The organism is Pseudomonas sp. LA5 (assembly GCF_028640825.1).
In the GTDB taxonomy this organism is placed as follows: Bacteria; Pseudomonadota; Gammaproteobacteria; order Pseudomonadales; family Pseudomonadaceae; genus Chryseomonas; species Chryseomonas aestiva.
On record NZ_JAQYZY010000024.1, the window covers coordinates 1 to 20,630 of the forward strand.

General features: G+C 67.7%; 19 protein-coding genes. 7 read left to right on the forward strand and 12 right to left on the reverse strand.

Annotated elements, in window-relative coordinates; all coding sequences use genetic code 11:
• Positions 1-484: 484 nt before the first annotated feature.
• The gene (gene pdxY / locus PVZ72_RS04850; protein WP_273861331.1) at positions 485-1,378 is read right to left on the reverse strand and encodes a pyridoxal kinase PdxY; all 894 of its coding nucleotides are present in this window, start codon (positions 1,376-1,378) and stop codon (positions 485-487) included.
• Positions 1,379-1,562: 184 nt separating this feature from the next.
• On the opposite strand from pdxY, the gene PVZ72_RS04855 reads away from it, so the two are divergent.
• Positions 1,563-2,000 (forward strand): DUF4345 family protein, encoded by a 438-nt coding sequence (locus tag PVZ72_RS04855; RefSeq protein WP_133863180.1) that lies wholly within the window; start codon positions 1,563-1,565, stop codon positions 1,998-2,000.
• 18 nt (positions 2,001-2,018) lie between these two features.
• Here PVZ72_RS04855 and PVZ72_RS04860 read toward each other — a convergent pair whose 3' ends face one another.
• Positions 2,019-2,951: a LysR family transcriptional regulator gene (locus PVZ72_RS04860; protein WP_187980075.1), complete on the reverse strand. Its 933-nt coding sequence runs from the start codon at positions 2,949-2,951 to the stop codon at positions 2,019-2,021.
• 120 nt (positions 2,952-3,071) lie between these two features.
• Between PVZ72_RS04860 and fpr the strand changes: the two genes are divergently transcribed.
• Positions 3,072-3,851: a ferredoxin-NADP reductase gene (fpr, locus tag PVZ72_RS04865; protein WP_007160677.1), complete on the forward strand. Its 780-nt coding sequence runs from the start codon at positions 3,072-3,074 to the stop codon at positions 3,849-3,851.
• 137 nt (positions 3,852-3,988) lie between these two features.
• Positions 3,989-4,675 carry a dihydrofolate reductase family protein gene (locus PVZ72_RS04870; RefSeq protein ID WP_133863178.1) on the forward strand — a complete coding sequence of 229 codons (687 nt, stop codon included), beginning with the start codon at positions 3,989-3,991 and terminating at the stop codon, positions 4,673-4,675.
• Here the strand turns inward: PVZ72_RS04870 and PVZ72_RS04875 are convergent.
• The 6 genes from PVZ72_RS04875 to PVZ72_RS04900 form a co-directional block, all read right to left on the reverse strand.
• Positions 4,672-6,909, reverse strand: a complete 2,238-nt coding sequence (locus tag PVZ72_RS04875) for a putative bifunctional diguanylate cyclase/phosphodiesterase (protein WP_187980072.1) — start codon at positions 6,907-6,909, stop codon at positions 4,672-4,674. The two genes, PVZ72_RS04870 and PVZ72_RS04875, sit on opposite strands and share 4 nt — an antisense overlap.
• A 351-nt stretch (positions 6,910-7,260) precedes the next feature.
• Entirely contained in the window at positions 7,261-8,637 is a 1,377-nt protein-coding gene (gene ppnN, locus PVZ72_RS04880; RefSeq protein ID WP_187980071.1) for a nucleotide 5'-monophosphate nucleosidase PpnN, read from the reverse strand.
• A 119-nt stretch (positions 8,638-8,756) separates the two neighbouring features.
• Entirely contained in the window at positions 8,757-9,452 is a 696-nt protein-coding gene (tsaA, locus tag PVZ72_RS04885; protein WP_187980070.1) for a tRNA (N6-threonylcarbamoyladenosine(37)-N6)-methyltransferase TrmO, read from the reverse strand.
• Positions 9,453-9,483: 31 nt separating this feature from the next.
• Positions 9,484-9,756 carry a hypothetical protein gene (locus PVZ72_RS04890; protein ID WP_158896490.1) on the reverse strand — a complete coding sequence of 91 codons (273 nt, stop codon included), beginning with the start codon at positions 9,754-9,756 and terminating at the stop codon, positions 9,484-9,486.
• Positions 9,757-9,825: 69 nt separating this feature from the next.
• Entirely contained in the window at positions 9,826-10,452 is a 627-nt protein-coding gene (locus PVZ72_RS04895) for a CatB-related O-acetyltransferase (RefSeq protein WP_273861332.1), read from the reverse strand.
• A gap of 54 nt (positions 10,453-10,506) precedes the next feature.
• A complete protein-coding gene (locus PVZ72_RS04900; protein ID WP_273861333.1) occupies positions 10,507-11,250 on the reverse strand; it encodes a haloacid dehalogenase type II in 744 nt (247 codons plus the stop codon).
• A gap of 100 nt (positions 11,251-11,350) precedes the next feature.
• On the opposite strand from PVZ72_RS04900, the gene PVZ72_RS04905 reads away from it, so the two are divergent.
• Entirely contained in the window at positions 11,351-11,938 is a 588-nt protein-coding gene (locus tag PVZ72_RS04905; protein ID WP_133863171.1) for an HAD family hydrolase, read from the forward strand.
• A gap of 92 nt (positions 11,939-12,030) precedes the next feature.
• A complete protein-coding gene (locus tag PVZ72_RS04910; protein ID WP_273861334.1) occupies positions 12,031-14,220 on the forward strand; it encodes a hybrid sensor histidine kinase/response regulator in 2,190 nt (729 codons plus the stop codon).
• 2 nt (positions 14,221-14,222) lie between these two features.
• On the opposite strand, the gene PVZ72_RS04915 is transcribed toward PVZ72_RS04910, so the two are convergent.
• From PVZ72_RS04915 to PVZ72_RS04930, 4 genes are all read right to left on the reverse strand, one after another.
• A complete protein-coding gene (locus PVZ72_RS04915) occupies positions 14,223-15,224 on the reverse strand; it encodes an alpha/beta hydrolase (protein ID WP_273861335.1) in 1,002 nt (333 codons plus the stop codon).
• Positions 15,225-15,243: 19 nt separating this feature from the next.
• Entirely contained in the window at positions 15,244-16,104 is an 861-nt protein-coding gene (gene ypfJ, locus PVZ72_RS04920; protein WP_273861336.1) for a KPN_02809 family neutral zinc metallopeptidase, read from the reverse strand.
• Positions 16,105-16,222: 118 nt separating this feature from the next.
• On the reverse strand, positions 16,223-17,290 hold the full coding sequence (locus PVZ72_RS04925; protein ID WP_133863167.1) for an NAD(P)-dependent alcohol dehydrogenase: 1,068 nt from the start codon (positions 17,288-17,290) through the stop codon (positions 16,223-16,225).
• Positions 17,291-17,539: 249 nt separating this feature from the next.
• Positions 17,540-18,472, reverse strand: coding sequence for a LysR family transcriptional regulator (locus PVZ72_RS04930; protein WP_273861337.1), 933 nt, complete (start codon positions 18,470-18,472; stop codon positions 17,540-17,542).
• A gap of 166 nt (positions 18,473-18,638) precedes the next feature.
• Here PVZ72_RS04930 and PVZ72_RS04935 point away from each other — a divergent pair, with 166 nt between their 5' ends.
• Both PVZ72_RS04935 and PVZ72_RS04940 read left to right on the forward strand, forming a co-directional pair.
• Positions 18,639-19,703, forward strand: a complete 1,065-nt coding sequence (locus PVZ72_RS04935; protein WP_263259434.1) for an SDR family oxidoreductase — start codon at positions 18,639-18,641, stop codon at positions 19,701-19,703.
• Between the two features lie 100 nt (positions 19,704-19,803).
• Positions 19,804-20,574, forward strand: a complete 771-nt coding sequence (locus PVZ72_RS04940) for a sulfite exporter TauE/SafE family protein (protein ID WP_273861338.1) — start codon at positions 19,804-19,806, stop codon at positions 20,572-20,574.
• Positions 20,575-20,630: the final 56 nt, after the last annotated feature.

Below are 20,630 nucleotides of genomic sequence, written 5' to 3' on the forward strand. Positions count from 1 at the left end.
CGTCGAAGCCCAACAGGCGGGTAGGGTGGAAAACCGCGCAGCGTTTGCCACGCGTTCAGGGGTTACCCTCACCCCAGCCCTCTCCCAGGGGGAGAGGGGGCAAAGCGCACCCGTAGGTTGGGTTGAGACAGCTCCACCGTCGAAGCCCAACAGGCGGCTAGGGTGGAAAACCGCGCAGCGTTTTCCACGCGTTCAGGGGTTACCCTCACCCCAACCCTCTACCAGGGGGAGAGGGGGCAAAGCGGATCCGTAGGTTGGGTTGGAGGCAGCTCCATCGTCGAAGCCCAACAGCGCGGGGTAGGGTGGAAAACCGCGCAGCGTTTTCCACGCGTTCAATGGCTCAGGCATGACGGCTTTCCCTCACCCCAGCCCTCTCCCAGGGGGAGAAGAGGCAAAGCGAACCCGTAGGTTGGGTTGAAACAGCCCCATCGTCGAAGCCCGACAGCGCCCGGCACCCTTGGGCTTCGCTGGCGCTCGACCCGACCTACGAAAGCCGCTGCGCTTCGAACAATTCGCCTGGCCGCACGATCTGCTCGCGGGCGGCGATCAGCGGCAGGTCGCGGCTGCCGGGGCCGGTGCGGGCGACCAGGGCGTAGAGGGCGCTGACCGCATGGGACGCCGCGGCGGGTGTGGACTGGCCGTTGAGCAACTGGCCCAGCAGCACCGCGGAGAAGACGTCGCCCATGCCATTGGGCAGCGGCTGCAGGTCCAGGTAGGGCGTCTGCACCAGCCAGGCATCCGCCGCCTCCACCACCAGGGTGCTGAGGACGTCGGTGGGCAGGTCCGGGGTGCGCAGGCTGGTGATGACGATGGTCGTGGGGCCCGGTTGGCCGCGGCGACCGAGCAGCAGCCGGGCGGCGTTCACGGCGTCGGCGGTGTCGGCCAGTGGCTGGCCGTGCAGCAGCTCGAATTCGTACTGGTTGGGAGTGATCAGGCTGGCCTGTTCGATGGCGCGGCGGCGCAGGAAGTCGGGGATGCCGGGGCGCACGAAGATGCCGCGGCCGACGTCGCCCATCACCGGATCGCAGAGATACTGCAGGTCGCCGCGCTGACGGCGGATCTCCTGCACCACGCCGAGGATCACCTCGCCGATGGCGGCGTCGCCCAGGTAGCCGGAGAGCACGGCCACGCAGCGTTCCAGCACGCCGCGGGCGCGCAGGCCGTCGAGCACGTCGTGGATGTGTTCGGGCGGAAAGACCTGGCCCTTGAATTCGCCGTAGCCGGTGTGATTGGAGAATTGCACCGTGTTGACCACCACCGGCTGCAGGCCGAGCAGTTGCAGCGGCAGGGTGGCGGCGGCATTGCCGACGTGGCCGTAGGCGACATGGGACTGGATGGACAGCACCAGCGGCGGCTGGGCGGGCAGGGCGGCGGGCATGGCGATCTCTCGGGCGGCGGGCTCGGGGCAGGAGCCGGAAGGGTGGAGGCCTGCAGCTTACCCCAGCCCTTCCGGCGAACCCTAACCCGCCTGCGGCGGTCTGCATCGGCAGTGCAGATCGCTCCCGGCGCTGGCTACACTGGAGCGGCTGTCATTCGTCTCTAGCCCCAAGGAGAAACGGGGAATGTCCGAGCTTCGCTTCGCACGTCTGGTGTTGGGTCTGCAGGCCCTGGTCTGGTTTGGCCTCGCCCTGGCGCATTGGTTCTATCCCTACGAGATGGCCAATGCCCGCGGCATGGTACTGATGGATTCGGCGTCGGTGGCCGAGGCGCGGGTCTGGTACGGCGGCATGCAATTCGCCCTGGCGCTGTTCGCCGTGCTGGCCTTTCGCCGAGCGGAATGGCTGTCGGCCGGCCTGCTGCTGGTGGCCTTCGTGCAGCTGACGCTGTTCGTGGTGCGGCTGATCAGCGGCGTACTGGGCGAGTCGGCCACCGCCGAGCTGGATCTCTATTCCCAGGGCTATCGCCTGGTGATCGGCATCCTGGCGCTGCTGGCGCTGCGCGCCCACCGTCGCCACGAGCAGCGGGAGCTGGAGAATCGGCGCCTCTACCAGGGCCAGTAGGCGGACCGGCGCCAGCCGCTAGCGTCCGGGGCGGGGCCGCGCGGTGTCGATCTGATCGCTGCGGCTCAGGCCCAGGGTCAGTTGGCGACAGAGGTCGAGGAATTCGACCATGGCCCCGGTCTGGTACTTCTGCTTGTGCCAGATGAAGCAGAACTGGCGACGCAGATCCAGGGTCGGCGTCGCGATGGGCACCAGGGTGCCGCGGGCGAAGGCATCGCGCAGCGCCAGCCGCGACAGGCAGCCGATGCCCAGCCCCGACTCCACCGCGCGCAGGATGGCCTCGGTGTGTTCCAGTTCCAGGCGCACATCCAATGGCTGGGCATGGTGCCGCATGGCCTGGTCGAAGGTCAGGCGGGTGCCGGAGCCCTGTTCGCGCAGGATCCAGGCCTGGGCTTCCAGCTCGGCCTGGGCGGCCTGTCTGCCTGCCAGGGCGTGTCCGGGCGCGCAGAACGCCACCAGTTCGTCCTCGATCCAGGGTTGCACCTCCAGATCCGGATGCTGGCAGTCGCCCTCGATCAGGCCGAGGTCGATGTCATGGTTGGCGATGCGCTGCACCACGCTGGCGGTGTTGTGCACGTGCAGCCGCACCCGGCAGTCGGGATGGCGCTGCATGAAGTCGCCCAGCAGCAGGGTGGCCAGGTAGTTGCCGATGGTAAGGGTCGCGCCGACCTCCAGGGAGCCGAAGCCGGTCTTGCCGCGCAGCAGGTTTTCCACCTCGGCGCTGCGATCGAGCAGGGCCACCGCCTTGGGCAGCAACTGGCGGCCCAGGGCGTTGAGTGTCAAACGCTTGCCGGCGCGGTCGAACACCCGGCAGTCGAATTGCCGTTCCAGTTCGCCGAGGGCGGTACTGGTGGCCGACTGCGACAGACTGAGCGCCTCGGCCGCCCGGGAAACGCTTTCCTGGCGGGCCACGGCGACGAAGACCTCGAGTTGACGCAACGTGAATCTCATATCTGCCTTTTGGATAACCTATATTCGAATTATTCATTTCACGGATATTTTCCCCCTCTATAAACTGTCGCGCAATTTCTATCCAGCCCCGGGCTGTACCGATTTTTCCTGGAGTCATCGATGAGCAACCTGTACACCGAGCGCGTCCTGAGCGTTCATCACTGGAACGACACCCTGTTCAGCTTCAAGACCACCCGCAATGCGGGCCTGCGTTTCGAGAACGGTCAGTTCGTGATGATCGGCCTGGAGACCGAAGGCGGTCGTCCGCTGATGCGTGCCTACAGCATCGCCAGCCCCAACTATGAAGAGCACCTGGAGTTCTTCAGCATCAAGGTGCCGGACGGCCCCCTGACCTCGCGCCTGCAGCACCTCAAGGAAGGCGACAACCTGATGGTCAGCCGCAAGCCCACCGGCACCCTGATCCTCAGTGACTTGAAGCCCGCCAAGCACCTCTACCTGCTGAGCACCGGCACCGGCATGGCGCCCTTCCTGAGCACCATCCAGGATCCGGAGACCTACGAGCGCTTCGAGAAGGTGATCCTGGTCCACGGCGTGCGCTACGTGAACGAGCTGGCCTACGCCGACTTCATCACCAAGACCCTGCCGGAGCACGAATTCATCGGCGACCTGGTCCGCGAGAAGCTGATCTACTACCCCCTGGTCACTCGCGAGGAATTCCGCAACCAGGGTCGTCAGACCGACCTGATGCGCAGCGGCAAGCTGTTCGCGGACATCGGCCTGCCGCCGATCAATCCGCAGGACGACCGCGCCATGATCTGCGGCAGCCCGAGCATGCTGGACGAGACCAGCGCCGTGCTGAACGAATTCGGCCTGACCATCTCGCCGCGCATGGGCGATCCGGGCGACTATTTGATCGAGCGCGCCTTCGTCGAGAAGTAACGCGACCCGGCTCCCCGAAAACCCGCCCTCCGGCGGGTTTTTCGTTTCCGCAGCCCGGTGGGCTGAACTCCCCCGGCGCCGGACCGGTCGGTTGCTGCAAGGCGTGTCATGGCGACACGCCATTGCCGGGAGCCCCCATGAAGCCCTATGTGATCTGCCATATGATGTCGTCGGTCGACGGTCACGCCCTCACCGACGGCTGGGACCGCGCTGTCAAGAAACAGGCCGATGCCACCTACGAGCGCCTGGCCGAGCGCTTCGAATTCGACGCCTGGGCCTGTGGCCGGGTGACCATGGAAGAGATCGCCCACGGCGAGGGCTATCCCACCGGCGTCGCCCAGGCGCCCATCCCGCGTACCCACCATTTCGCCCGGCGCGACGCCGCGAAGTACGCCATCGCCATCGATCCCCAGGGCAAGGTGGCCTGGAAGAAGAACGAGGCCCTGGATTCCCATGTGGTGGCAGTGCTCACCGAAGGGGTCAGCGACGACTACCTGACGCACCTGCAGAACATCGGCGCCTCCTATGTCTTCGGCGGCAAGGACGAACTGGATCTGAGCGCCGTGCTGGAGCTGCTGAACGCCGAACTGGGCATCGAGCGCCTGGTGGTGGAGGGCGGCCCCCACGTCAGCGGCTCCTTTGTCGCCGCCGGCCTGGTGGACGAGATCAGCGTGCTGATCATCCCGCTGGTGGACGGCCGCGGTGCCCATCCGGCCTCCTTCGAGATCGCCGAGCAGGCCTGGCAGCAGCCGCTCTACCTCAAGCTGGACGCGGCCGAAGCCCAGGACGACGGCAGCGTCTGGCTGCGTTATCGCCGCGGCTAGCCGAGCGCCTTGGCCAGGGCCAGGGCGTCGGCATCCGCTTCCGCCTGGGCTTCTGCCTGGGCCTGCAACGGACAGACCCCGCTGGCATAGCGGGCGATCACCTCGGGCACCTGGGCCAGGGGCACCGGGCGGCTGATGTGGTAGCCCTGGATGAAGTCGCAGCCCAGGGCGCACAGCAGCCGTAGCTGCTCCAGGTGTTCGACGCCCTCGGCGGTGACCTTGAGCTTGAGCGGTCGGGCCATGCCGATGATCGCCTGGACGATCTGGTGATCGGCATTGCCCTCGGCCAGCCCGGTGACGAAGGAGCGATCGATCTTCACGGTGTCGATCGGCAGGCGCTTGAGATAGGCCAGCGAGGAGTAACCGGTGCCGAAGTCGTCGATGGACACCGTCACGCCCAGGTCGCGGATGCGCTGCAGCAATTCGGCGGTGGGCTGCACGTTCTTGACCAGGGCGTTCTCGGTGACCTCCAGCTCCAGCCGTCGCGGCGATAGCTGGTGGTCGTCCAGGCGCCAGGCGATCTGCCCGGGCAGGGCGTCGTTGCTCAGGCTGAGCGCCGAGCAATTCACCGCGATGCGCAGGTCCGCCAGGCCGGCGGCGCTCAGCTCGGCCAGGTCTTGGCAGGCGCGCTTGAGCACCCAGGCGTCCAGCTCCTCGATGAAGCCGTTGGCCTCGGCCACGCCGAGAAAGCAGTTGGGCGCCAGCATGCCCAGGCGCGGATGATCCCAGCGGATCAGGGCTTCGGCCTTGTCCAGCTGGCCGCTGGCGACGTCGAGGATCGGTTGGTAGTAGAGCTGCAGGCCGCGTTCCTCGACCAGCGCCTCGCGCAATTCGGCTTCCAGCTCCAGTTGCAGCGAGATCTTCTCGCGCAGGGTCTCGTCGAAGAAGCTGTAGGTGTTGCGGCCATTGCCCTTGGACAGATAGAGCGCGAGATCCGCGCTCTTGAGCAGTTCTTCGCAGCAGCCGCCGTCGCGGGGATAGAGGCTGATGCCGATGCTGGTGGTCATCACCAGGGTGCGGTTGCCGATGGTGACCGGATTGCGCAGCCGCTCCAGGATGCGCTGGGCCAGGTGCCGGGCTTCCTCGGGGCCGGCGAGGCTGGCGAGGATGCAGAATTCGTCGCCGCCGAAGCGGGCCACCAGATCGCCTTCGCGCACCGCGTCGCGAATGATCCTGGCCATGGCCACCAGCAGCTGGTCGCCAGCGTCGTGGCCGAGGCTGTCGTTGATGCGCTTGAAGTGATCGATGTCGAGAAACATCACCCCCAGGCTGCGCCCCTGCTGGGCGTGGCGTTCGAGGATCTCGGCGAAGGCCTGGTTGAAGGCGCGGCGATTGTGTAGGTCGGTGAGGGGATCGTAGTGCGCCGCCTGTTGCAGCGAAGCGCGGGCTTCGTCGAGCTGGCCGACCAGGGAATTGACCCGCTCCAGGTCGTTTTCCTTGCGCTGCAGCTGGCGATCCGCCCAGGCCGCGCCAAGGCCGCCGATCCCCAGGAGCAGGGCGATGATGGCGATGCCGACGCCGAGCTGCCAGGAATTGCTGGCGCCTTGCAGGGTGCTTTCGGTCTCGGCGGGGGCGATCAGCACCATGGACCACATGCCGGTGAAATGCATGGCGGCGATCGCCAGGCCCATCACCAGGGCGGTGGCGATGCGCAGCCAGCGATAGATGCCGGTGTAGTGGCGGCGAAAGATCTGGATCAGTTGCAGGGCGGCGAAGCTGGCCCCTACGGCGATGCCGATCGACAACAGGAAGGGCAGCGGGCGATAGAGCACCACCGCCTCGGTATGTACCGCGGCCATGCCGGTGTAGTGCATGAGCACGATGCCCAGGCTCAGCACCGTGCCGGCCTTGAGCCGCTGACCCAGGGTGAGGTCGGGCTGACTGAGGGCGGGCATGGCCATGAGTCCGGCCAGCACCACGATCAGCAGCGAGGCCACGGTGATGAAGAGGTCGTAGTGCACCCGGGTGGGCACGGTGAAGGCCAGCATGGCGATGAAGTGCATGCCCCAGACGCCAAAGCCAAAGCTCAGGGCGCCCATCAGACTCCAGGCACGCCGCCGCGCCAGGGTACGGGTCTGGCCGATGCGCTCGGCGAACACCAGGGTGACGTAGCAGGCACTGACCGCGACGAGATAGGCGAGCGTCACCAGCCAGCCATCATGCTGGCCGTGCAGGTGCACCTGCTCCTGGGCAAGAGGGGCGACAAGGAAGTCGAGTCCCAGCCAATTGTTCATTCCGTGGCCTCGGCAGGAAGTCTGGCGCGGCTGGATGAAGACGGCCCGGCGGGATCTCCGTCCGGGTAGGTTTCACCACGGCAACCTGCGCTCTGAGGTTAGCTTGCCTTGCCCTATCGGCGTGGTGAAGAGGGGCTTGAGGCCAGCGTCATGCAGTTAGCGCGCGAGGTGTTTTTGAAGCGGAAAAGTCACTTCGCCACCCGGCAGACGCAGGTCAGGGAAGCGCTCTGGATAGCTAGCTAGCGACTTTTTGATATCACCTGGCTAGCATGATGACCGTTCGTCGAACAGGGTGCTGACGAACGGTCACGGAAGCGGGAAACCGGCCAAAAAGGGCCGACGTGAAAGGATTCAGCTGACCACCCGGTAGCAGGGCTCGTAGGCCGCGCCGCCCGGCAGCTTCATGCGGTGCTGCTCGACGAAGGCCTGCAGCAGCCGATCCAGCGGACGCATGATGTCGGGATCGCCATGGATCTCGTAGGGCCCGCGCTCCTCGATCAGCTGGATGCCCTTGGCCTTGACGTTGCCGGCGACAATGCCGGAAAAGGCGCGGCGCAGGTTGGCGGCCAGCTCATGGGGCGGCACGGCATGGGTCAGCTGCAGCGCGGCCATGTTCTCGTGGGTGGGATCGAAGGGACGCTGGAAGCTTTCCTCGATGCGCAGCAGCCAGTTGAAGTGGAAGGCGTCGTGGCGCTCGCGACGGAATTGCTTGACCGCCTTGAGGCCCTGGGCCATCTGCCGGGCCACCTCGACCGGATCGTTGACCACGATCTGATAGTGGCGCTGGGCGGCTTCGCCCAGGGTGGCGCCGATGAAGGCGTGCAGCTGCTCCAGGTAGGGCGCGGCGCTCTGCGGCCCGGTGAGCACCACCGGGAAGGGGATGTCCTGGTTGTCCGGGTGCATGAGGATGCCCAGCAGGTAGAGGAACTCCTCCGCCGTGCCAGCGCCGCCCGGGAAGATGATGATGCCGTGGCCCGCGCGGACGAAGGCCTCCAGGCGCTTCTCGATGTCGGGCAGGATCACCAGTTCGTTGACGATGGGATTGGGCGCCTCGGCGGCGATGATGCCTGGCTCGGTAAGGCCCAGGTAGCGACCGCCCTGCAGGCGCTGCTTGGCGTGGGCGATGGTGGCGCCCTTCATCGGCCCCTTCATCACGCCCGGGCCGCAGCCGGTGCAGATGTCCAGGCTGCGCAGGCCGAGTTCGTGACCGACCTTCTTGGTGTACTTGTATTCCTCGGTGCTGATGGAGTGACCACCCCAGCACACCACCATCTTCGGCTCGACGCCCGCGCGCAGGGTGCGGGCGTTGCGCAGCAGGTGGAAGACGTAGTCGGTGATGCCCTCGGAGCTTTCCAGATCGATGCGCAGGCTGCTCTGTTCGCTCTCGGTGTAGACGATGTCGCGCAGGGCGCTGAACAGCATCTCGCGGGTGCTGGCGATCATCTCGCCGTCGACGAAGGCGTCGGCCGGGGCGTTGATCAGTTCCAGGCGTACGCCGCGGTCCTGCTGATGGATGCGGATCTCGAAGTCCTGGTAGGCCTCGAGGATGGTCTTGGCGTTGTCGCTGTGGGCGCCGGTGTTGAGGATGGCCAGGGCGCACTGGCGAAAGAGCTGGTAGAGGTTGCCCGAGCCGGCGGCGCTGAGCTGCTGGACCTCGCGCTGGGAAAGGGTCTCCAGGCTGCCCTTGGGGCTGACCTGAGCGTTGATGACCTGTCTGCTTGGAGCCATAGATGCTTCCCTATCGGTGATACGGCCGAACGGCGGCCGTAGCCGGGTGCGGATCGCCTCATGCGATCCGGCAATGTCATTGTTGGGGCCTTGGCCGCCGGAATGCAAACCGGGCGGCGTCAGGACGCCGCGGTCACATCCAGCACCCGGATCTGATGCGCGGTCGGATAGTGCCAGTGCACCTCCACATCCCAGAGGCGCACCCCGTAGCGGCGCTCGGGCGCCGGCACCTGGTAGGCCGGCCGGGGGTCCTGGGCCAGGCACTGCTCGATCAGCTCGGCCAGGGGCTCGCCCAGGCGCTGGCCGTGGGCCTCGGCCTGGACCCGCGCCGCATCCGCCCAGCCCACCGCCAGGGCTGGCGGCGGCGCCTCGGCGATGGCGTTGCGGGCGCCCGGCGGGCTGTCGGCGTAGGGGACATAGGGCTTGATGTCCAGCACCGGGGTGCCGTCGAGCAGATCGATCCCCGAGAGCAGCAGCCGCCCCGGTTCCAGGCCGTCGAGGCGGACTACCGACTGGCCGATGCCGTTGGGCCTGTGGGTGGCGCGGGTGGCGAAGACGCCCAGGTAGCGATTGCCCCCCAGGCGCGGTGGCCGCACCCGCAGGCGCGGCTGGCTTTCCAGCGCCTGGTGGAAGAGGAACAGCAGCCAGACATGGCTGACGCCTGCCAGGCCCTCCACCGCCTCGGGCCGGTCGAAGGGCGGCAGCAGTTCCAGCACGCCACGGGCGGCCGGGGCCAGCGCGGGTTGCCGGGGAATGGCGAATTTCTCCTTGAAGCAGGAGCGGACGTGGCCGATGGGGGTGACGCTGTACTGCATGGGGCGGGGCCGTCTGACGCAGGGCCGGTCATTATGCCCTGCCCGAAGCCTCCGCGACCGCCGCGGCCGACGCCTCGCCGGCGTTGCGGCGCACCCCGCGCAGATTCATCGCCGCCAGGCCCAGCTGCAGCACGATCAGGGCATAGGCCTCGGCCTGCAGGCCCCAGGCGATCCACAGGCCGTTGCTCAGCAGGAAGACCCAGAAGCCGAGGTTGCGCCGGCCCTGGCGCTGGGAGGCCACCAGCCAGGCGGCGAGCAGGGTGATGGCCATGGCCGGCCATTGCAGCAGATCGAGCGCTTCCATGGAGAACCTTCAAAAGAATGACTAATGAAGGTGAGCCTTGGAAAGCGTTCCGAGTTCCGGGCGCCGGATTCAGGGCGCCGGGTGGCGCGCTCGGGCGTAGGCGATGAAGCCGTCGATATCGGCGCTGCACAGGTGTTCGCCGGCAGCCAGGATCTCGGCTTCGGGCCAGTCCCACCAGGCGATGTCGAGCAGCGCCTGGCAGGTGGCCTCGGGAAAGCGCCACTTGATGAAGCGCGCCGGATTGCCGCCCACCACCGCATAGGGCGGTACGTCGCGGGTGACCACGGCACCGGCGGCCACCACGGCGCCATGGCCGATGGTGGCGCCGGAGAGGATCAGCGCATCGGTGCAGATCCAGCAGTCGCTGCCGATCACCACGTCGCCGCGGGTGCCGCCGTAGTCCCTGATGTGGGCCAGGTCGTCGACGAAGGCGGGGAAGGGATAGGTGGTCACCCAGTCCAGCCGGTGCAGGCCGCCGAGAAGGATGCGCACGCCCTCGGCGATGGAGGTGTAGCGACCCAGGCGCAGGGTAGCGCCTTCCTTGAGATCGAATACCTTTGGCGCACCATAGGTGCCGGCGCCGATCTCGTAGTCGGGCAACTCGCGGCGCAGGCGCGCCGTGCGCTGATGCAGGCGGGGCAGGGCGGCCAGGGCCTGGCGTTCACGTTTCTTGCGCAGCTTGTCGAGAAAACCCATGGCGATGCCCTGGCGAAAAGTATCCGGCAGGATACCGAAGCGCCCGGGCCGCGCTCAATCGTCGGGGTCGGGTTGATCGCCCGCGAGCACCGGCACGCCCAGCTGGTCGGCGAGATCCTGGAGATCACTGGCTTCCAGATCCCAGCCGCCGCTGGACACCTCGCCACCGGCCGGGCCCTTTTCCCGGGGGCGCTGGATGAAGGCGGTGGCCAGCCCCAGCTCCTTGGCCGCCTGCAGGTCGCCGTTGTGGGCAGCGCAGAGCATCACCTGTTCCGGTTGCAGGTCGAGCAGGGCGCAGGCACCCAGGTAGACCTCAGCGGCCGGTTTGTAGCGCTGGAAGAGATCGGCGCCAAACAGCATGTCCCAGGGCAGTCCGGCATGACGGGCCATGTCCAGCAGCAGGCTGACGTTGCCATTGGAGAGGGCGCAGACCGGATAGCCCTGGCGCAGCCGCGCGAGACCCGGCACGGCATCGGGCCAGGGGGTCAGCTGGTGCCAGAGGCGATTGATCCAGGCCACCTCGGCGGTGGTCAGGCCGACCAGCCCATGGCGTGGCAGCAATTCGTCCAGCGCCAGGCGATGGACCTCGTCGAGGGGTAGCCAGGGCAGGCTGCGCGCGGCGATCTGCGGCAGGATGGCCTCGTAGGCTTCGGCGCGCCAGGCATCGGCCAGCCGCTCCCAGTCGCCCCGGACGCCATGCTTGGCCGACAGCCCCTGCAGGCCCTCGACCAGGCTGCCGCGCCAGTCCACCACGGTGCCGAAGACATCGAAAAGTAGCGCCCGAACGGTCGTCGTCATGGGTAGACTCCTGCGGAAGGTTGTCTCCACCAGACGGAGCACGCATGACCGGGGTTCCCCCGGAGTGCCCGAAGGTCACCTCTCGCCAAAGGATCCCTGCATGACACTGCGTCACCTCAGCCACTGGGTGTTCGACCTGGACGGCACCCTGACCCTGGCGGTACACGACTTCGCCGCCATTCGCCGGCACCTGGGCATTCCCGAGCAGGCCGACATCCTCCACCACCTGGCCGAGCTGCCGGCCACCGAGCGCGAGGCCAAGCACGCCTGGCTGTTCGAGCACGAACGCGAACTGGCCGTCGCCGCCCGCCCGGCACCGGGTGCGGTGGCCCTGATCCGTCGCCTGCACGAAGAGGGTCGCCCGCTGGGCATCCTCACCCGCAATGCCCGCGACCTGGCGCTGCTGACCCTGGCCGCCATCGGCCTGGAGGACTGCTTCGATCCGCCTGCCGTGCTGGGGCGCGACGAGGCGGCGCCCAAGCCCGATCCGGGTGGCCTGCTGCGGCTGGCCGACCTCTGGCAGGTGGCGCCGGCCCGCCTGGTGATGGTCGGCGATCACCGCTACGACCTGGAGTGCGGACGGGCCGTGGGCTGCCACACCCTGCAGGTCAATCAGCCGGGCGATCCCTGGCCGGCGGCGCGTGACCAGCGCTTCGACACCTGCGCGGAGATACTGGCGGCGCTCTGACGCTGGAAATCTGCCCGTTAGGCGTAAATAGTCTGTTGTTTACCGGGTCGCTGGCTAAGATGCCGACTTCGGGTCCAGGTCGTGCCAGCCGTATGAGCCTCCACACGCTTTCGAGCGATCAGCCGTTCTCCGGCGATCTGCGCCAGTACGAGCGCCAGACGCTGGAAAGCCTTGCCACCGGGCTGCCCCTGACCCAGGTGCTGCACGCGCTGCTGCAGCGGGTGGAGGCCCTGGCCCAGGTCCGCCTGCATGCCTGCATTTTGTTGCTCAGCGAAGATGGCCGCTATCTGCAGGACGGCATCGCGCCGAGTCTGCCGGACGCCTACAGCCGCGATCTCGGTCGCCTGGAGATCGGCCCGCTGGCGGGCTCCTGTGGCACCGCCGCCTACCGCCGCGAAGCCGTCTATGTCGAGGACATCGCCTGCGATCCGCTATGGGCTGGCGCTCGCGACCTGGCGCTGCGCTATGGCCTGCGCGCCTGCTGGTCGATGCCGCTGCTGGCCCTGGATGGTCGGTTGCTGGGCACCTTCGCCAACTATTTCCTCGAGCCGCGACGCCCCCTGGCCGCCGAGCGCGACGCCTTCCGCCTGGTCACCGAGACCGCCGCCCTGGCCATCGAGCGCCATCAGGCGGATCTGCTGCTGCGCGAGAGTGAAGACCACTATCGGCACCTGGTGGAACTCAATCCCCAATACACCTGGACCTGCGATCCCGGTGGTCGGCGCATGGTTTTCTCGCCGCGCTGGCAGCAGCTGACCGGCCAGCCGGTACTGGAAGCCGAGAGCTTCTGGGCGCTGCTGCATCCGGACGACCGCCGGACGACCCGGCAGGCCTGGGACGCCGCGCGCAGCGCCGGTCAGGCCTACGACCGGGAGCACCGGGTACGGGTGGCGGATGGCAGCCACTGCTGGCTGCGCACCCGTGCCTATCCGCGGCGCGATGAAGCGGGCGCCGTGATCCGCTGGTATGGCACCAGCGAAGACATCGATGACCGCCGCGAGGCCGAGGAAGCCCTGCGCCGCGAACGCGCCACCCTGGAGCTCCAGGTGCGGGCACGAACCGCCGAACTGGAGGAGCGTAATCGCCAGCTGCGCGAAGAGATGCAGAATCGCGCCCAGGCCGAGGAGCTGCTGCGCCAGGCGCAGAAGATGGAAGCCGTGGGCCAGCTCACTGGCGGCATCGCCCATGACTTCAACAACCTGCTGGCCGGCATCCAGGCCAGCCTGGATCTCATGCGCCGCCGCCTGGCGCCGGAGGCGCTGAACGGGGTCTGCAGTCTGCTCGATACCGCCACCCAGTCGGTGGGCCGAGGCGCCAGTCTGACCCATCGGTTGCTGGCCTTTTCCCGCCGCCAGACGCTCAATCCCCAGGCGGTGGATGTCACCCGGCTGATCGGCGATTTCCAGGAGTTGCTGCGGCACAGCCTGGGGCCGCAGATCCGCTGCCAGCTCGAACTGGACGCCGAACTCTGGCTGGTCGATGCCGATCCGCACCAGCTGGAAAATGCCCTGCTCAACCTGGCCATCAACAGCCGCGATGCCATGCCGGCGGGGGGTAACCTGACCATCCGCGCACGCAACTGGGTGCAGTCCGACGCCGATCCGGCGCTGCCGGCGGGCGACTACCTGCTGATCGAGGTGGGCGACGATGGCGTGGGCATGACGCCAGCGGTGCTGGAACGGGTCTTCGAGCCCTTCTTCACCACCAAGCCGGTGGGCCAGGGCTCGGGCCTGGGGCTGTCCATGATCTATGGCTTCGTCCGCCAGTCCCGTGGCCAGGTCAGCGTGACCAGCGCGCCGGGGCAGGGCTGCCAGGTGAGGCTGCTGCTGCCGCGCCATCCGGCCCTGGCCGTCCAGGCGTCCCTTGCCATGGCCAGCGCCCCGACCGCCCCTGCGCTGCCCGATGTGCGGGTGCTGCTGGTGGAAGACGATGCGGTCATTCGCCAGTTGCTGGCGCAGCTGTGCGTCGACCTCGGCTGGCGCTATCGCGACGCCGTCGATGCCGAAGCGGCGCTGGCGGCGCTGCGCGAAGGCGAGGGCTTCGACCTGCTGATCACCGATGTCGGATTGCCGGGGTTGAACGGCCGCTTGCTGGCCGGGGCGGCCCGTACCCTCAGACCCCACCTGCCGATTCTCTTCATCACCGGTTATGCGGCGGGCAACGAACCGCCCGTGCCCCTGGTCGGCGAGCGCATGGCGCTGCTGGGCAAACCCTTCACCCTGGAGGCCCTGGTCGCCCAGGTGCAGGAGCTGCTGGACGCGCCTGCGGCCCTGGAGCGCTGAGGCTAGTCGTCGGCGCCGAACAGCGCCCGGCGTCCGGCGGGCGAGGTGAAGATGGCGTCGCCGTTGTGGCCGACGCCGGGGACCTCGACCAGCCGCTGGCGCAGCCCCGGATGACGGCCTTGCAGGTAACGGTAGTAATTCAGCCCGCGGGCCAGGCGATAGGGACCCTGGGCCTCGGCGGCGCAGCCCTTGTCCAGCGCCGGATGGTTGGGATTGGTGTCCTCGGCGCCCAGCAGATAGGTGAGGTCGAGTCCCGCATAGTGCTGCTCCAGGCTCGCCGCCGGGCGTCCTTCGGCATAGGCCGGCAGGCCCTGCATGCCGTATTTCCAGGTGTCGAAATCCGGGCAGCTGGCGGCGTCGGCGAAGGGCCCGGGCTGGCCCTGGGCATCCGGACGGCGGGCATCGAAATAGGCATAGGACGACGGATTGGCCACCACGTATCTCAGGCGGATGCCGCGGGCGGCGAGGGCGCGCTCGCCCTGACCGAGCACGGCATAGCGCTGCACCACCTGGCCACCGCCGGAATGCCCGGCGATCACCACCTCCTGCAGATTGGGCAGCAACCGGCGCTCCGCCAGCCGTGCGAGCAGGGCGTCGAACACGGCGAAGCTGCTCAGCGGCTGCGGACCCAGGGCGGGTTCGCCACCCATCCAGGCATTGCCCTGCCAGCGCAGCAGGGTGTCCGGCAGCTGATGCCGCTGGACATCCGTTTCGTTGAGGAACTGTGGGGCGATCACCAGGGTGTCCGCCGCGGCGCCGGCCGCCGCCGTGGCCGTCTCGCCGGAACGGAAATAGGTCGCGGCATTGCGCAGACGGCCATGCACGATCACCAGGGCGCGGCGGATTTCCGGATGGGGCTGGTTCCAGTCCGCCGACAGCTGCAGGGTAGCCTGCGCCTGGCCGATTGGTAGCCGGTCGCTGACGATGCGGGCGACCCCCTCACGAGGCGCCGCCAGGGCGGAGCCCCAGGCCAGGGCCAGGCACAGCGCGAGCAGGCGACGCATCGAGGGCTCCCGGTAGAGGTCAGAGCGTCTTGGCGGCGAAGGTGTCGCAGCTCTCCACCTTGCCACTGTCGAAGCCCGCGCGGAACCACTTGACCCGTTGCGCGGAGCTGCCATGGGTGAAGGAATCCGGTACCACGCGGCCCTGGGACTGGCGTTGCAGGCGGTCGTCGCCAATGGCGTTGGCGGCGTTCAGCGCCTTCTCCAGGTCACCCGCCTCCAGCCAGTTCAGCCGCTTCTGGGCATCGTTGGCCCAGACCCCGGCATAGCAATCGGCTTGCAATTCCAGGCGCACCGACAATCCGGTGGCACCCTCGGTGGGAATGCCGCGACGACGCGCCGCTTCCATCTTGCTGGTGGTGCCGGTGAGGTTCTGCACATGGTGGCCGACCTCGTGGGCGATCACGTAGGCACGGGCGAAATCGCCATCGGCGCCGAAGCGCTGCTGCAGTTCCTGGAAGAAGGTGAGGTCCAGGTAGACCTTGCTGTCGACCGGGCAATAGAAGGGACCGCTGGCCGCGGTGGCGCCACCGCAACCGGATTGCACCTGGCCGTTGAACAGCACCAGCTTGGGCGGCTGATACTGCTCGCCATGGGCCTGGAAGATGCGCGTCCAGGTGTTTTCGGTCTCGCCCAGCACCACGCGGACGAAGTCCACCTGGCGATTGTCGGCTGGCGCGGTGGTCTCCTGCTGGCTCGGCGCGCTCTGGCCGCTGAGGCTGATCAGGTTGCCGAGGATCTGCGTCGGACTCTGGCCGCTGAGCAGGCCGAACACCACCACCAGGGCCACGCCACCCAGCCCGAGGCCGCCGCCGATCTTCATGCCGCGTCCACCGCTGGCCTGTTGCACGTTGTCGCTACGTTGTCCCTTGTCCCACTGCATGGCGGCCGCCTCGTGATTGTCGTCATCGCTAGGACCGCAGGGCGCGCCAAAAATGCGTTACCGGAAATGACAACGCCCGCGACGGGCGCGGGCGTTGACGGCGGAGCGGAGCGCGGGATCAGGCCGCGGTCTGGCCCTGCTTGAGGCTTTGCATGTCGATCACGAAGCGGTACTTCACATCGCTCTTGAGCATGCGCTCATAGGCTTCGTTGATGTCCTGGATGGCGATCTGCTCGATATCCGAGACGATGCCGTGCTTGGCGCAGAAGTCCAGCATCTCCTGGGTCTCGCGGATGCCACCGATGAGCGAACCGGCCAGCTGGCGGCGCTTCATCACCAGGTTGAACACGCTGGGCGCCGGGTGCGGCTCGGCGGGTACGCCGACCAGGGTCATGGTGCCGTCCCACTTGAGCAGGGTGAGGAAGGCGTCCAGGTTGTGCGGCGCGGCCACGGTGTTGAGGATGAAGTCGAAGCTGTTCGCGTGGGCGGCCATCTCGTCTTCGTTCTTCGACACCACCACCTCGTCGGCGCCCAGGCGCAGGGCGTCGTCCTTCTTGTTGGCGCTGGTGGTGAAGAGCACCACGTGGGCACCCATGGCATGGGCGATCTTCACGCCCATGTGGCCCAGGCCACCCAGGCCGACGATGCCGACCTTCTTGCCCGGACCGACCTTCCAGTGGGCCAGCGGCGAATAGGTGGTGATGCCGGCGCACAGCAGCGGCGCCACGGCGGCCAGGTTCTCGGTGTGGCTCACCTTGAGCACGAACTTCTCGTTGACCACGATGTGGTCGGAGTAGCCGCCCTGGGTGTTCTCGCTGCCGCCGTAGAGGTTGCCGTTGTAGGTGCCGGTGAAGCCGTTCTCGCAATAGGATTCTTCGCCGGCATCGCAGGGGGCGCAGTGCTGGCAGCTGTCGACCATGCAGCCGACGCCGACGCTGTCGCCGACCTTGAAGTTCTTCACGTGGGCACCGACCGCGGTCACCTTGCCGACGATCTCGTGGCCGGGCACGGAGGGGAAGAGGGTGTTGTTCCACTCGTTGCGTGCGGTGTGCAGGTCCGAATGGCAGACGCCGCAGAAGAGGATGTCGATCTGCACGTCGTGGGCGCCGGGTTCGCGCCGCTCGAAGGAGTAGGGCGCCAGGGGCTGGTCGGCGGACTGGGCAGCGTAGCCTTGGGCTTGGCTCATGAGATACCTCATCTAGGTGGTGGAACCGGGGGGTGGAACGTCGCGGCCAGGCGGACCTGGCCAGGTGACAAACCGCCGATCCTGCTGAGCCAGAGCCGACGGCGCCAATCGATCGTCTCGATAATCGTCATGCCGCCCATCGATGGAACTCATGGACGGGCGGGGGTGCGAGAGTTTACGACCGGGGTGCCCGCGCGGATGTTCCCGCTCCCGGCGCGGCAGCCGGGGCCGGTCGTCGCGCGGTCGTGGCTAGTGCGTAAGCTTCGGTGCCACGGTAGGCAGCAGGCGACTGGCCAGATGCTCCAGCAACAGCCGGACCCGCGGCAGGGTCTCGCGACTGCGCGGCCACACCAGGTTGATCGGCGAGCCCTCGACGCCGTGCTCGGGTAGCACGTCCACCAGGGCGCCGCTGGCCAGGTGCGTGGCGATCAGCCAGGTCGGCAACTGGGCGATGCCATGCCCGGCCAGGGCGGCCAGCACCTCGCCTTCGCCATCACCCACCACCAGGCGCGGCTGGAACACCCAGCGTTCGCTGTCGCCCGGCTGCTCGCCGCGCAACTGCCAGGGGCTGATCAGGCCGTCGGCCTGGCGAAAGCCGATGCACTGGTGATCGACCAGCTCCGCCGGGGTCCGGGGTCGGCCATGCTGGGCGAGATAGGCCGGAGCGGCGCAGAAGACCTGGCGCTGGGTGCCGAGGAACCGATGCCCCAGGCTGGCCGGCCAGGCGTCGGAGCCGCCGATGCGCACCAGGATGTCGATGCCCTCGTGGACCGGATCGACGAAGCGATCCGACAGCGACAGATCCGGTTGCAACAGCGGATAGCGATGCAGCAGCTCCAGGATCAGTGGCAGCACATGCAGGCGGCCATAGGAGGCGGGCAGGTCGATGCGCACCCGGCCATGGGGCTCGCCCTCCTGAGCGGTCAGCCCCAGCTCGGCCTGTTCCAGCTCGGCCAGCACCCCGGTGCAGGTGCGATAGAAACTGGCGCCGGCCTCGGTCAGGGTCAGGCGGCGGGTGGTGCGCTGGAACAGCCGCACGCCCAGGCGGCTTTCCAGGCGGGCCACGCTCTTGCCGATGGCCGAGCCGGTGAGATTGAGGCGCTCGCCGGCCGCGGTGAAGCTGCCGAGGTCGGCCACGGTGACGAAGACGTCGAGGCCCTTGAGGCGTTCGGAGGAATACAAGGCTGGCTCCCGATTGCGGAATCTGATTCCTGTTAAATAGGAATTTATACCCAGGATACGCCGTTAATTCTCCAATAGGCTGGAATCAACCCTGAGACAAGGCACTCCCTTATCTACAGCGCCTGCGACCGTCGCAGGCCGTCTCTCACCCCTATCTGGAGGTTTCATGCGCAAGGGCACCGCTCTCATCGTCGGCGTGACCGGCATTTCCGGCTACAACCTGGCCAACACCCTGGTCGCCTCAGGCTGGACCGTCTACGGTCTGGCACGCAAGCCGGTGGCGCAGGAAGGCGTCATCCCGGTCGCCGCCGACCTGCTCGACGCCGCGTCCACCCGCCAGGCCCTGGCCGGTCTGCCGATCAGCCATGTGTTCTTCTGCACCTGGACCCGGCGTGCCACCGAGAAGGAAAACGTCGAGGCCAATGGCGCCATGATGGACAACCTCTGCCAGGCCCTGGACGGCGCGCCGCTGCAGCACCTGGCGCTGGTCACCGGTACCAAGCACTACCTGGGTTCCTTCGAGGAATACGGCAGTGGCAAGGCCGAGACGCCTTTCCGTGAAAGCGAGCCGCGCCAGGCCGGCGCCAACTTCTACTACACCCTGGAAGACATCCTCTTCGCCGCCGCCGAGCGGCACGGCTTCGGCTGGAGCGTGCACCGCTCCCACAGCATGATCGGCCAGGCCAAGGGCACCAACGCCATGAACATGGGCCTGACCCTGGCGGTCTATGCCTCCCTGTGCAAGGCCACTGGCCAGCCCTTCGTCTTCCCCGGTTCCCGTACCCAGTGGGACGGCATCACCGACGTCACCGACGCCGGTCTGCTCGCCGAGCAGCTGGAATGGGCCGCCCTGGCGCCGGCCGCGCGCAACCAGGCGTTCAACACCGTCAACGGCGACGTCTTTCGCTGGCGCTGGCTGTGGGGCGAGATCGCCGCCTTCTTCGACCTGGAGCCGGCACCCTATCCCGAGCAGCCCATGCCGCTGGAAGCGCGGCTGAAGGACGTGGCGCCGGCGCAGTGGCGCAAGCTCGCCGAGGAGCACGACCTGGTGGAAGCCGACGTCGACAAGCTGGCCTCCTGGTGGCACAGCGACGCCGACCTGGGCCGCGAGATCGAGTGCCTCAACGACATGACCAAGAGTCGTGACCTGGGCTTCTTCGGCTATCGCGACACCCGGGCGAGCTTTCTCGACCTCTTCACCCGGCTGCGGGCCCAGCGCCTGATTCCCTGAGGCGCTCTGGATCGCCGGTTGCCGTGAACGCGGGCAGCCGGCGGTTTTCACCGGCTGTTTCCGGGGCGCAGAATGAGCTTTCTGTCGCAGGATGCGCCCCATGCTCGAAACCCTCGCTGCCCTGATTCCCGCCTTCAGCCCCATCGACTGGCTGTTCATCGAAGCCATCGTGGTCCTGGCCTATCTGATCTTTGGCGTCGCCGGCTTTGGCAGCGCCCTGGTCGCCGGTCCCTTGCTCACCAGCTGGATGCCCCTGTCGCGCATCGTGCCCTTGCTTGTGATGCTGGATTTCCTCGCCTCCTTCCACAACTGGCTGCCGGATCGCCGCGCCATCGCCGGCCGCGAACTCGGACGGCTGCTGCCGATGCTGCTGCTCGGCGCGGCCCTGGGCACCTACCTGCTGATGCGCACCGATGCCCGGCTGCTGATGCTCTGGCTGGGCCTCTTCGTGGTCGTCTATTCCACCTACAGCCTGCTCACCCCCAAGGGCTTTCGCCAGCTGGCGCCAGCCTGGTCGATCCCGGCGGGCGGGGTTGGGGGCCTCTGTGGCGCCCTGTTCGGCAGCGGCGGCTTTCTCTATGCGCTCGATCTCAACGGTCGCTTGGAAGACAAGAACGCCATCCGCGGCACCCAGAGTTTTCTCATCGGCTGCAGCGCCTCCATCCGCATCGTCCTGCTGCTGATCGCCGGCGCCTACAGCGACGGCCGCCTGCTGCTCCTCGCGGTCTGCCTGCTGCCCGCCATGCTGCTCGGCGGCTGGATCGGCCGCCACCTGCAACGCCGCCTGTCCCGCGAACGCTTCACCCGCCTGGTGACCTGGCTGGTGCTGGTCTCCGGCGTGACCCTGATCGGGCGGTATCTGGCGGGGTAGCGGACCTGTCATGGTCATGTCGATCGCGGCCATGGGCCGCTCCTACGGAGTCACCC